Origin of the sequence: Nostoc sp. DedVER02 (genome assembly GCF_034530675.2) — a bacterium.
Taxonomy (GTDB): domain Bacteria; phylum Cyanobacteriota; class Cyanobacteriia; order Cyanobacteriales; family Nostocaceae; genus Nostoc.
Genome location: NZ_JAVRCP020000042.1, coordinates 1 through 12,400 on the forward strand (window position 1 = coordinate 1; position 12,400 = coordinate 12,400).

Annotated in this window: 12 protein-coding genes; 8 read left to right on the top strand and 4 right to left on the bottom strand. The window is 38.7% G+C overall.

What is annotated here, in order from left to right:
* Window positions 1-499: 499 nt before the first annotated feature.
* From RMZ41_RS27150 to RMZ41_RS27170, 5 genes are all read left to right on the top strand, one after another.
* Window positions 500-1,576: a M4 family metallopeptidase gene (locus RMZ41_RS27150; protein WP_322644773.1), complete on the top strand. Its 1,077-nt coding sequence runs from the start codon at window positions 500-502 to the stop codon at window positions 1,574-1,576.
* Between the two features lie 220 nt (window positions 1,577-1,796).
* Complete coding sequence (locus tag RMZ41_RS27155; protein WP_322644774.1) at window positions 1,797-2,096, top strand: protealysin inhibitor emfourin; 300 nt, start codon at window positions 1,797-1,799, stop codon at window positions 2,094-2,096.
* A 36-nt stretch (window positions 2,097-2,132) separates the two neighbouring features.
* The gene (locus RMZ41_RS27160; protein WP_322644775.1) at window positions 2,133-2,948 is read left to right on the top strand and encodes an alpha/beta hydrolase; all 816 of its coding nucleotides are present in this window, start codon (window positions 2,133-2,135) and stop codon (window positions 2,946-2,948) included.
* A 61-nt stretch (window positions 2,949-3,009) separates the two neighbouring features.
* Window positions 3,010-3,927 (top strand): DUF4437 domain-containing protein, encoded by a 918-nt coding sequence (locus RMZ41_RS27165; RefSeq protein WP_322644776.1) that lies wholly within the window; start codon window positions 3,010-3,012, stop codon window positions 3,925-3,927.
* Window positions 3,927-4,388 (top strand): antibiotic biosynthesis monooxygenase family protein, encoded by a 462-nt coding sequence (locus tag RMZ41_RS27170; RefSeq protein WP_322644777.1) that lies wholly within the window; start codon window positions 3,927-3,929, stop codon window positions 4,386-4,388. Before RMZ41_RS27165 ends, RMZ41_RS27170 begins: the two co-directional genes overlap by 1 nt.
* Window positions 4,389-4,412: 24 nt before the next feature.
* On the opposite strand, the gene RMZ41_RS27175 is transcribed toward RMZ41_RS27170, so the two are convergent.
* On the bottom strand, window positions 4,413-5,882 hold the full coding sequence (locus RMZ41_RS27175) for an amidohydrolase family protein (RefSeq protein WP_322644778.1): 1,470 nt from the start codon (window positions 5,880-5,882) through the stop codon (window positions 4,413-4,415).
* Between the two features lie 117 nt (window positions 5,883-5,999).
* Between RMZ41_RS27175 and RMZ41_RS27180 the strand changes: the two genes are divergently transcribed.
* The 3 genes from RMZ41_RS27180 to RMZ41_RS27190 are packed head-to-tail and all read left to right on the top strand — an operon-like array spanning window position 6,000 to window position 8,244.
* On the top strand, window positions 6,000-6,797 hold the full coding sequence (locus RMZ41_RS27180) for an aspartyl/asparaginyl beta-hydroxylase domain-containing protein (protein ID WP_322644838.1): 798 nt from the start codon (window positions 6,000-6,002) through the stop codon (window positions 6,795-6,797).
* Between the two features lie 2 nt (window positions 6,798-6,799).
* A complete protein-coding gene (locus tag RMZ41_RS27185; protein ID WP_322644779.1) occupies window positions 6,800-7,807 on the top strand; it encodes a zinc-binding dehydrogenase in 1,008 nt (335 codons plus the stop codon).
* Between the two features lie 38 nt (window positions 7,808-7,845).
* Window positions 7,846-8,244 (top strand): nuclear transport factor 2 family protein, encoded by a 399-nt coding sequence (locus RMZ41_RS27190; RefSeq protein WP_322644780.1) that lies wholly within the window; start codon window positions 7,846-7,848, stop codon window positions 8,242-8,244.
* 43 nt (window positions 8,245-8,287) lie between these two features.
* On the opposite strand, the gene RMZ41_RS27195 is transcribed toward RMZ41_RS27190, so the two are convergent.
* From RMZ41_RS27195 to psaK, 3 genes are all read right to left on the bottom strand, one after another.
* Window positions 8,288-8,764: a hypothetical protein gene (locus tag RMZ41_RS27195; protein ID WP_322644781.1), complete on the bottom strand. Its 477-nt coding sequence runs from the start codon at window positions 8,762-8,764 to the stop codon at window positions 8,288-8,290.
* 118 nt (window positions 8,765-8,882) lie between these two features.
* A complete protein-coding gene (locus tag RMZ41_RS27200) occupies window positions 8,883-11,279 on the bottom strand; it encodes a response regulator (protein WP_322644782.1) in 2,397 nt (798 codons plus the stop codon).
* Between the two features lie 705 nt (window positions 11,280-11,984).
* Window positions 11,985-12,245, bottom strand: a complete 261-nt coding sequence (gene psaK, locus RMZ41_RS27205) for a photosystem I reaction center subunit PsaK (protein WP_322644783.1) — start codon at window positions 12,243-12,245, stop codon at window positions 11,985-11,987.
* Window positions 12,246-12,400: the final 155 nt, after the last annotated feature.

Below are 12,400 nucleotides of genomic sequence, written 5' to 3' on the forward strand. Positions count from 1 at the left end.
CTTTCGAGTCCTCACCTTGGCATATCTATTGCACTATTTTAGCTGTGTCAGTCCAGTAGGGTGTGTTAGGCGTAAGCTGTAACGCACCATTCTTAAAGCTTTGGTGCCGTACTCTTTGCGCTCCCACCCTACGTATCTTTTCAAAAATCAAATAGTAGTCCTATAGTACTCAATTAGTTAACAATGATTCACTTTTGGTAACTTTATTTGACAAACATGAATCAGTTTTCTCAATACAATATATTAGAATTAGTCCTTGAGGTTTGCTCACAATCAACCATATTGATTTGAAATTCTTCATACGATTTGATGCCGTACTCTTTGCGCTCACATCCTACGGATATTTTCTCCAAATCAAACCAGATTCTTATACAAAGTAAAAAATTTTCTTCAGAGAATAAAGCAGGGACACGCTATTTGAATTCGTTTTTCTGCTCCTTTCTTTAGTGGAGTTAAAGCCACTGTAAAATCACTTAATTTCAAAAGGAGAATATTTTAGATGGCTCGAAATAAAAAGAAATCAGCCAGGTTAAAGTATGAACATCCACTTGATAGATGCCCTATTTGTTGTATTATCCCGCCCCACATGCTGGAAAATGTCGTTGTAAATGGCAATCCTCAGCAGCGTAGTTGGGCTTTTCATACATTAAATGTTTCAGCACAGCTTCGCGGACGGAGAGATGTTATGGGTAGCGTCTCATTTGCACCCTCTCCAGGTGAAAAGCGTCGCACCATCTATGATGCAAAATATGGCCAACAACTTCCTGGAACATTAGTGCGCGGTGAAGGAGATCCACCAAGCAGTGATGCAGCAGTGAATGAAGCCTATGATGCTGCTGGTGCTACTTATGACTTATTTTATGAGATATTCGATCGCAATTCCGTTGACGACAAAGGACTACGTTTAGACTCCACCGTGCATTATGGCGTTAAATATGACAACGCCTTTTGGAATGGCGACCAAATGGTTTATGGTGATGGCGACGGAGAAATGTTTCAACGCTTCACGACATCAATTGATGTGATTGGGCATGAGCTAACTCATGGTATAACCCAATATGAAGCGGGTTTACAGTATTATGGTGAACCAGGAGCATTAAATGAATCATTTTCTGATGTTTTCGGTTCCCTGGTGAAACAGAAGATCAAAAATCAGACTGCACAAGAAGCTGATTGGCTGATTGGCCAAGGTCTTTTAGTACCGACTGTCAAAGGTGTTGCTTTGCGATCGATGAAAGCACCAGGAACAGCTTATGACGATCCAGTATTGGGTAAAGATCCTCAACCAGCCCATGTAAAAGATCAACATACTGGTACTGATGATAACGGTGGGGTGCATATCAACTCAGGAATCCCTAACCATGCCTTCTATCTAGCGGCTGTTGAAATTGGTGGCTATGCCTGGGAAAAAGCTGGTAAAATCTGGTACATAGCATTGCGCGATCGCTTGAAAGCCAAAGCAGACTTTAAAAAAGCTGCTAGCGTCACCATTCAAGTAGCTGGCGAACTCTACGGTAATGGTAGTGATGAGCAAAAAGCTGTGCAGAACGCTTGGCAAAAGGTAGGAGTTATTTAAAGAGGCGATGAATCGCGTCTGTACTATTTGTAGAGACGCGATTCATCGCTTTTTGTAGAGACGCGATTCATCGCGTCTACAAGAGTTATACCTGCCACCGCCTCACTCAACACTCAAGAATGATAAATGTGTTGTTTGTTGTTGCTAAACTGGGAACCAAGACTAAAACTTCCCAGTTTAAATATTGATCCCAACTAAATAACACAACGGATAGCAAAAAATGCGGATATCCTTTGAACGCACAGGCGGCTTTGCTGGAATCAGCAAAAAGACAACCGTTGATACAGACACTCTCCCGCCAGATGAAGCTGCCACACTTGCGCGACTGGTGGAGGTTGCAGATTTATTTAGGCTACCTGAACTAATTACCTCGCCAAATCAAGAGAGCGATCGCTTTCAGTATAAGTTAACAGTAGAAGATAACGGCAAGCAGCATACGGTAACTGTCAGTGAGGCAGCATTACCAGGAACCTTAAGACCACTGATTGAATGGTTGCAAAACATAGCACAAAAAAGGTAATTTGCTGAATAAGTTAAATGAAATTATTAGGGTCTTATGAGCAAACCAATCAAGCGAGCTTTTTTAGACACAGAAGATGGACAAATTCTTTATCGTATTGGTGGCGAAGGAAAACCACTTCTTTTACTTCATCAGAACTTCAGAAGTGGTGACGAATTTCGTGAGTTGATACCAATCTTTGCTCAAGAAAGACTAGTTATCGCTATGGATTTTTTAGGATTAGGAGATTCAGATAAACCACCTCGAATGTATTCAATTGAAGATTATGCAAAAACTGTTCTTTTACTGCTAGACGAATTAGGAATAAAAACCACAAGTATTCTTGGGAACCATACAGGTGCTTGTGTAGCAGCAGAAGTTGCAGCAGCTTATTCTGAGAGAGTAGAAAAAATTATATTATGTAATATAGATAACTTTAGCGAAGACGGAAAAGCAGCTTTATCGAATAAATTTGAAAATCTCAAGATACAAGCAGACGGTTCCCATCTTATGCAAAGATGGTCAGCCAGAGCAAGTTATATAGGTTCTGCTGAGTTAAATCATCGTTGGGTTTTGGACGATTTAAAAGGTTTTGGCTATCCTTGGTATGCACCTTTGGCTGTTATGGACTATTGCCAAAGAATGGCAGCAAGATTTAGTTTAATTAAATCTCCAACTCTGATATTGTCTGGTACAGAGGACATAAAACAATTAGAAAGACTAGGTTTTGCTAACGCAGATAACAGAGAGTTTATTTTAACCGCAATTCCTCATGCAAAGATGATTGATATTGAAGGCGGAACAATATGTATGATGAACCAGATACCTGAAAAGATATCAGAGGTAGCAATTGAATTTTTACAGGAAAACTAAGTGGCTGCAATATAGTATTTACTAGTTAAGAAAAAGCATATTAACAGGAGAATTTAGAATCGTGGGTGAAGAGAATAGAAATTTTAATTTCTCAGCAGAAGACCAACCTGATGATTTTTTAAGTGTAGCCTCTGTAAAAGAAGATTGGGGTGGAGATGGTAGAGGACGCTTGAATCTATCGGGAAGGCGCACAGCAATATCCAAAGAGTATGTGCCTCGCCAGTATCAATTTTTTGATACAAATACTGTGCCAGAAGCACAAGGATGGCGCATTAGTGGAATGCCAGACGGAGTGGCAGCAGGAAGACGAAGATTGCTGACTTGGGATGACTATGGTGCATCTACTTCCAGAGTAATACTACCGCCCGGATTTGAAGCGCCATCTGGTATACTTACAGCTGATTTAGAAATTTTTATTCTTGCTGGTGAAATTCAAATTGATGAATGGCGACTAGATAGACATTCTTATTCGTTTATTCCCGCAGGAGTCAGATTAGAATCTTGGAAAGTTTTAGGTGAAGCGGAAGTGGAAATTCTTTGGATGGAAAACGGGCCGGTTCCGCTAAAATACCAATATGCAGAAAGAAGTCATCCAGATGCGAGAATAAGTGAATTTATACCTGTATTGGATTGCAAATTATTACCCTGGGGTAAAACAGAAACAGTTCAATTTGAAGTAGCAAAAAAGAAGTTTTTAAGAAAACATAATAATGGGGGTGGAACATGGCTACTTACCATATTGCCACATTATGACGGTCACTATCCAATAATTCAATCATATAATGAAGAGGCTTATGCTTTAGCTGGCTATTGTGATATAGGAAATTATCGATTTGCAAAAGATCATTTAGGCTATTGCCCCACCTACAACACTACCCTTAGACACACAACAGATGATGGATATTTATCTTTTGTCAGAGTTGATAGAGATGTATCCCAAGCTGGAACAGTCATATCATATATACCTGGAGATACCTAATGATTAGACTAAGTAAGTTTTTGGGTAATCTTTGTGGATTAACAGTTTCAATTTTGATTTTACCACTTGCTGTTTTTTCAGATGTTGAACCCTTTGCAGTTTTAGCGCAAACCATACCAAAGAATCCTGCTAGTAACCAATCGAAGAAAGTAGTCGCACGTATTTGGCATGGTACAACGCTAACATCGAAAGCAGATGAATATTATAGTTATTTGGTAGAAGCTGGAATTAAAAAAATCCAGTCAATTCCTGGTAATTTAGGGGTGCAAGTACTTCGCCGTATTAATGGTAATAGTACGGAATTTACTGTTATCTCTTACTGGGAATCACGGGATGCAATTCGCAAGTTTGCTGGTAACGATATTGAAAAAGTTAGACCTCTTTCTAGAGATAATGAATATCTCATAAAACCAGAAACACAAGTTAAACACTTTGATGTCTTGCTGGACGATCGCAAATAGTTTTATATTTGTGCGAAGATTACTTTAACATCTTTTTAAATACTGCCCAGTAGGAGAACCCAAAACTTCCCCATTGTTGTAAATAAGATTTCCGCGTAAAAAAGTACTCTTCACTCGCCCAGTTAACTCTACTCCTTCAAAAGGCGTATAACCTTGTTGTGACTCCGACTCAGCAGCACGTACCACAAAGCTTTCATTGGAGTCTACCAGCACCAAATCAGCATCAAAGCCAACAGCAATATCACCTTTTTCTAACAAACCAAAGCGCCGTGATGGGTTCCAAGATAGTAACCTAGCCATCTGGTTGTAAGACATTCCCCGCTTACTACCTTCACTAAATACACCAGAAAGTAAATATTCTGTACCGCCAAAACCAGACTTTGCTAACCAAATATTATTCGGGTCTTTATTACTTCTTTTTTGTTCAGCAGAACAGCAAGCGTGGTCGCTAACTATCCAATCTACTTGATTATTAAGTACTGCTTGCCATAAGTACTCCACATCAGCACGGGGACGAATAGGAGGGTTTACTTTTGCCCAAATACCATTAGGAGTATCCACATCTAATAGCAAATGTCCCACAGTAACTTCTCGCCGAAAGTTGATATGGGGAAAAGCAGTTTGCATAGTCAAAGCTGCTTCCATTGCCTTACGCGAACTTAGATGCAACAAATTGATATTTGCACAGTTAGTTTCATTTGCTAAATAAGAAGCAATGCAAATTGCTAAACCTTCAGAATGAGGTGGACGCGCCGCACTGTAAGCGTGTAATCCGCTCAGACTAGAATCGTTTTCAACTATTTTGGTATAAGCATTGAGAATTTCTGCAACTTCACAGTGTAAACTCAAGCTGATGCTATCTCGCGCTTCTGGATGTTTTTCCATCAAGCGAGTTAGACCGCGCATAATAAATTCAAAATGGGCGAAGTCGTATCTTTCCTCTTTATTAATCATCAAAAAGAGGTTTTGCTGGTCTGATAAACCATGCAACCCATAACCGCCATAAAACATGAAAATTTTAAACGAAGATATACCGTGTTCCTCAAACAGTATAGGTATTTCGTCAATATGCTGGTTTGCTATGGGTGCGATGTGATAGGCGTAATCTACAAAAAAATTACCTGCGGATAACGCCAACACCTCTGGAAAAAAATCGCGGTATGAGCCGCCTTTGTTAAGATAATACTGCCCTGTACGAATATAATTCAGGCTGCTAGTTACGCCTCCCATTGCGGCTGCTTTGGTTTCAGTCACAGCATCTTTGTCAAGGGATTGATAGATACCAACGTGCATGTGAGCATCTACGACTCCAGGAAAGCCTAACAGGTTTTTGCCATCAAATACCTGTTTGCCTGTGTCTGCGCTAATATTAGAAGCAATCTGAGCAAATTTTCCATCCTTTATTCCTAAATCAAGTAGTTCGATTACATCCTGATGGGGACGAACTACCCGCACATTTTTGATAATTTGATCTAATACAGGAGTTTCAGACACAGTAGACCTCACACTAAAATGAGTTTAGTCAAGAATTCCAACATTGAATCGGGATGAAGACCAAATCTGATCATTATATAACGGTTTTTTATGAAATCATCTTCAGGAGAAAAGACAATGGAAACTTTTAATGAATATCATATAGACCCAAATAAATTTACTTTTCTAAAAGCTTTTACAGATAACTGGCAAGGGATTAGAGATGAGTATATAGGCTTTATTAATAATGCATCTAATGAGGAGTTAAAATTTACTTACGATATTCTTGGCCCTAAAAGCCAAACGATTAAAACTAAGGGTAAATCAAAATATAGCGCTTTTGGGATCTTGTTTCAAGGTATGTTTATTGAAAAATATATTCAAGCTTATCAAATACAATATCCTGATTATGGGCCAGATGACGCATCAAAAAAAGCACTGGAATTAAGAGAGAAATATTTTCCGAATTTAGCTAATGTCATAAAAAATGTGAATTTTAGTAATGATGATATCATCAGAAACGTGTATTATGGTACATTCCATCCAGGCTTGGATATCAAGCTGCATGTAAACTATAACCTTCATACGAATCGCGGCTATTTAGGATTAATAGTCCCAGAGGGAGATGTGGCTATGAAAATATGCCACGATCAACTTTATTGGCATGAAGGAAAATTCCTGGTTTTAGATCATAGCTATCCACACTGCCCACATAATTACACCAATTATGATAGAACTGTCTTGGTTGTAGACTTTTTTAAACCAGATAAGCCTAGAGATGAAGTGATAGGATTTGAAAAAGAGGAAGTCACCCAACGGATGCAAGAGAATCCTTACAGCTTAGGCGTTTTTGGTAAAAGTGATAAAGCTAAAGAAGAAGATTTTATTAAGTATGGTTTAGCTCATCAATTAGAGTGGGATAAAGCTTTGATTTAGAAATGAACGCAACAACCTACAGAAAGTTAATAGCAAAGCAACTTAATCAAGATTTTAAATCTGCCATTGAAATTGTTGAAGTTCCTATTTCCCAACCTGCTGCTAGCCAAGTTTTAATTCAAAATAAATTTGCTGGTGTTAACGGTGGATTTGATACCTTACTTTGCCGTGGTGATGTTCCTTATGTTAATTTAATTCCTCCCTTTGATTTAGGTGTCGAAGCTGTAGGGGAAGTTATTGCTGTCGGTGAAAATGTCAAAGATTTTCAAATTGGTGATGCTGTCATAACTACGGCGCGTGGCGGCGGTTATCGAGAATATCAGGTTATCGATGCAAACTTAGCGGTGAAGGTACGGGAAGCAACACCAAAGTTACTGACACTAATGCCTACAGGTGTATCAGCCTTGGTTGCACTGGAACAGGCGGGGGAGATGAAAACTAATGAAGTGGTTTTAGTGACAGCAGCAGCAGGGGGAACCGGTCATATTGCGGTGCAATTGGCAAAATTAGCTGGTAATCATGTCATTGGTACTTGCAGTTCTGAGGCGAAAGCAAAGTTATTGAGAGAATTAGGGTGCGATCGCATTATCAACTATCAAACAGAAAATCTCAATCAAGTCCTCAAGGAAGAATACCTCAGTGGGATTAATTTAATTTTCGACTGTGTAGGTAAACAAGTTTTTGATACCTGCGTTGAAAACTTGGCAGTGCGGGGGCGCTTAGTAGTAGTTGGTTTTATCTCCGAATACGCAAAAAATGCAGAACAAATTACACAACCACGCCTTTATCACCAGCTATTTTGGAAAGCTGCTTCTGTGAGAGGCTTTCTCATGCCTCATTATAAAGAATATATGGCAGAGGCACGCGATCGCCTTTTAAATCTGTTCTACACAGACAAACTTAAAGTTGCCGTTGACCCCACCCAGTTTCAAGGCATAGAATCAATACCCGACGCTGTAGAATATCTCCTCAGTGGTCAAAATTGTGGCAAAGTAGTTGTGAGGTTTTAAGTAACACGGTATTAGTTTATATCCAGTCAGGGGTGAGAATGACACAAGATTCAGAAAATACTTTAAAAGTTGCTCGACAGGCATTTGAGAATCTTACACATGGTATGGCAACTGGAGAGTGGGAACCATTGTTAGATATGCTTACAGAAGACTTCACCCTTTGGTTTCCAATGGGAAAATTTCACGGTTTGAATGTCGGAAAAGAACGAGCTAGAGAATTTTTCGAGTACGTTTTTGAATCCTTTACTCCTGGTTTAAACCTAACTGGTCTAGACCGTGTTACTAGCAACGAAACAACGGCTGTTTTTGAGTTTCGGGATGAGGGACTTCTGTTCGGACAGCTTTATAAAAATCGGGTAGCAGTTTCTTTTGATGTACGTGGAGACAAAATTTGTGGCTACAGAGAATACTTTGGCAGCGATGGTAAATCCTATTAAATAATTCGTAATTACGAATTACGAATTACGAATTACGAATTATTTAGTTTCTCTCAGGGTTAAGTTGGTTGATTTCTTTGCACTTAGCTTCTGCGGCTTGATATGCTGCCAAATAATCTTGACCACCCAACATCACATCACCATAATATTCATAAGGTGGATCGCCATAAATGGGCAATGGTTCATCTTCTGGATAATCTTCTTTCGATTCTTCAATAATGGCTTTGAGTTTTTTAACTGTTAGCCTTTGTGCTGCAAAATACCAAAGTTCTTGGGGATTTTTGTTTAGGTGCGGTAATGTAGGATCGATAATGCGTACCTCAGAAGCATCGCCTAGCTCAATCCAACTGTGTTCAATCGGTCTGTATGGCTTTCCCGCAAAAGTTAAAAATCCTTGAACATATCTTGCCCCCTCAGTAGACAATGCTGCTTTATAAGCATTATCAAACGGAGTACTAGCTCTGCTTTTTATACGTTCAGCAGTTGTAATTGACAGCGTTTCATCCAGTAGTTTGTTCATTAATCGCAAGGATTAGAGCAGCCATGAGAATATATTACCACTCATTGGGAATTAGGGACTGGGGACTGTGTGGGGGATGAGGTAGAAATAACCAATGACCAATGACAAATGACAAACTTTACTTTGAATTAATTACCATCTGTAAATTTCTTAACAAGTCGCTTGGTGTGTAGGGCTTGGATAAAAGAATTTTGACACTATTACCAAGGATTTTAATCATTTCGTGATTGCAGGCTAATCCACTAACTCCAATAATTTTGATATCTGGATTAATTTTTCTCAACACATTGATAGTTGTTGGGCCATCCATGACTGGCATCATCATATCAACTAAGACTACACTAATTTCTTGTTGATATTTTGTATATAGTGCGATCGCATCAATACCATCACTAGCTACAATCACTTTATAGGCATTTTTTTCTAACCAGGTTTGAGTAACCTCTCGAATTGAATCTTCATCATCTACAACAAGAATTAATTCTCCATGTCCCGCCGATAATTCATGTTCTCCAGCTAATTTACTATCTATCTCCGTTGTTTGAGTGACGGGTAAACAAACTTGAAACTCTGTGCCTTTGCCCACTTCCGTAATTACATTCACAAAACCGCAGTGGCTTTTGATAATGCCAAGCACTGTTGAAAGACCAAGCCCTGTACCTTGACCGACTTCTTTTGTTGTGAAAAATGGCTCAAAAATTCTATCTACAATTTCTCTCTTAATTCCTATCCCCGTATCACAGACGCTAATCATCACGTAAGAACCCACTTTTGCATCAATATTCATCCGGGCATAGTGGCTATCAACCCAGAAATTTTTCGCAGAAATCTTTAATATCCCGCCATGAGGCATGGCATCACGGGCATTAATACAGAGGTTCATCAGCACTTGGTGCAGTTGAGTAGCATCACCAAAGATATTCCACAGATTTTGCCGAGGAACATCGATACAGATTTCAATAGCTTTGGAAAATGTTTGCTTAACAATACTTTCAATTTCTGAAATTAAATATCTCACCTGTAAAGTTTTAAAATTACCTACAGACCCGCGTGAAAACCACAGCACTTGTTTAACTAAATCTGCTGCACGTTTAACATTTGTTTCCATGATTTTTAGCCATTGCTGACTTTTTTTATCTGGGAGTTTTGCCTCTAAAAGTTGCACTGTCATCAACATAGGTGTGAGTGCATTATTGAGGTCGTGGGCGATACCACTTGCCAAAGTGCCAAGACTCTCCATTCGCTGGGCGCGGAGAAACTGGGCTTCGAGTTGTTTTTTCTCTGTAATATCGGAGTTGACAATTAGAATGGATTTAGCTTGCCCTTCATCATCATTTACTAGTGTCCATCTACTAGCAACGATAATTTCTTTGCCTTGTTTAGTAACTTGATGTAATTCACCTTGCCACGAACCATTTTCAACTAGAGTTTTCTCAATGTTGTTTATTTTGCAAAATTTTTGCTTTCGATACAAAAGCTGATTGGCATTCTTATCAAGTGCTTCTTTTGCCATCCAACCATAGAGATGTTCAGCCCCTTTGTTCCAAAATTGAATTTGGTTAACCAAGTTTTGAACGATAATCGCGTCTGTGGTGATGTCAAGTAAAGCGGCTTGCTCGCGGATTTTCTGTTCCCCACTTTTGTGTTCGCGTAGGACAGCTTGCTGCTCGGTAATATCAATTATAAAACCTGTCATCTGAGAGACTTTGCCTGTGGAGTCTAAAAAGATATATCCGTTATTCTCTACTGTGATATAAATACCATCTTTGCGACATACGCGAAATGCCAGATGTAATCGATCTTTTGTAGATAAGACGCGGTTAATCTCTTCGTTCAAAAAGTTTCTATCATCAGGATGAACCAACTCTAGCAAACGGTTCAAACCTCCTAACATTTCAGGTATAGAGTAACCTAATATTAGCTCTACATTCCCTCTATATTTAATATCATTGGTATGTAAATGCCAGTCGTAGATAATCTGACCACTCGCTTGAATTATTGCTTCATAGCGATTATTCCATTCATCTAATTCAGCTGAATGACATCGCAGTTTTTCCTCTACCTGCTGGCGCTCAAAGATTTCCATCTCTAAACGTTTATTTTGCTCTGTAAGTTTTTTGGCAAGGTTTCGTAAATTTAAGTGGATATTTACCCTAGCTAACACCTCTTGATAGTCAAGAGGTTTGGTAATATAATCTACTGCACCAAGATTCAAGCCTTTGACTCGCTCTATATTATCGGTTATGGCAGTTATAAAAATTACCGGAATATCGTGAGTGGCTGGATTTATTTTCAACATTCTGCAAGTTTCAAACCCGTCTATTACTGGCATTAATACATCTAATAAAATTAGGTCAGGTAAAGTATTTTCTGCAATTTCAACGGCGTTTATCCCATTTTCAGATACTAAAACTTGAAAGCCATAATGCTCTAAAAAGCTAAATAATATTTCTAAATTAATAGGGGTGTCATCGACTATTAAAATGACAGCTTTATCGTGACGATCAAAATTCATGCTCATTCCTTATTAAATGGAGTTTAAAAAGCAATACGGTTCAGTTAAGGCTTAACTCTTTCTCAAGGTCAATTTTTTAACGAACCGCAAAGGGTGCATAGACACGAAGTGGCTTCCCGAAGGGTAAGACACAAAGGAAGAGAAGAAAGAGAAGGAAGAAATGCTTAACTGAACTGTATTGGTTTAAAAAGTATTAATTTTGTTTAACTTTAGAGTTGATTTATAAAGTAAAAAAAGTTGTTAATTTTGCATATCACATCTTCTTCCAAATTTTTTAGATATGCACGAATTTGGGCTTGAAAGTAAAAAGATTTAATTAAAAGTAAACTATCTCCAGGAAATGCTTATATGTGGCTTCAAATCAGTGGTAACACGCTTATACTGAGCTTGCCGTTGGTCAAAAATGGACAAGTCATTCACATAGCGTCCCGCAGGTAAGTAAGTCGGCAGAATAAAACCATATTGTATTAAGAAAAGTAAATAAGGCTAAAATCCTTTTTCCCCAATACCAGATGCCCCTTGCTTCCTTCATCTCTCTACGAGACGCTGTGTGTAGTCAAGCGGACTCGCTATCCGCAATTTGTTGTACAGAATGAATTCTTCAATTTTGAATTATTTCTCATAAAAAAGAGTCAGAGAAGTAACTCTCTGACTCAAAGCTGGAGACAAAAGAATCATCAAATAAAGGCTAACTTAGGCAATAACCTAAATTCTTCCCAGGTTATGCAGCCCTAAAACAGCGCCCACTCCTAAGATGTGACCAAAGGCAGTGCTTGCTAAAAGGGCTGGTAAACCAAAACCACCAAAGAGATTAGATGAGGGTAGTTTTGGCTCTGCGTTGGGATATTTGATGGTAGATTTAGCAAAGGCAATGGCAATGATATTAGCAATAATGATAATCAGTCCGACAGTCGGACTCCATTGCAGGGGTGTAGTTGCAGCAGCGAGTAAGGTTGAAGTAACCACCTGATTTGCTCCTGAAATTTATTAATGATTGCAAATATAATCTGAAACTTTCCGAAGCAAATTCAACAAAATACCCAATTTTGCATCAATATTTAACAGTTATTCTTACTACTTAATACAAATTGAGTTCAATGTAGTGAGTTAACTGTGCTAAC

What these genes read in the sequence shown, in the direction of transcription:
- RMZ41_RS27160 (WP_322644775.1), top strand. Translation starts at nt 2,133, where the DNA reads ATGAGCAAACCAATCAAGCGAGCTTTTTTAGACACAGAAGATGGACAA.
- RMZ41_RS27190 (WP_322644780.1), top strand. Translation starts at nt 7,846, where the DNA reads ATGACACAAGATTCAGAAAATACTTTAAAAGTTGCTCGACAGGCATTT.
- RMZ41_RS27185 (WP_322644779.1), top strand. Translation starts at nt 6,800, where the DNA reads ATGAACGCAACAACCTACAGAAAGTTAATAGCAAAGCAACTTAATCAA.
- RMZ41_RS27155 (WP_322644774.1), top strand. Translation starts at nt 1,797, where the DNA reads ATGCGGATATCCTTTGAACGCACAGGCGGCTTTGCTGGAATCAGCAAA.
- RMZ41_RS27200 (WP_322644782.1), bottom strand. Translation starts at nt 11,279, where the DNA reads ATGAATTTTGATCGTCACGATAAAGCTGTCATTTTAATAGTCGATGAC.
- RMZ41_RS27180 (WP_322644838.1), top strand. Translation starts at nt 6,000, where the DNA reads ATGGAAACTTTTAATGAATATCATATAGACCCAAATAAATTTACTTTT.
- RMZ41_RS27150 (WP_322644773.1), top strand. Translation starts at nt 500, where the DNA reads ATGGCTCGAAATAAAAAGAAATCAGCCAGGTTAAAGTATGAACATCCA.
- RMZ41_RS27170 (WP_322644777.1), top strand. Translation starts at nt 3,927, where the DNA reads ATGATTAGACTAAGTAAGTTTTTGGGTAATCTTTGTGGATTAACAGTT.
- RMZ41_RS27195 (WP_322644781.1), bottom strand. Translation starts at nt 8,764, where the DNA reads ATGAACAAACTACTGGATGAAACGCTGTCAATTACAACTGCTGAACGT.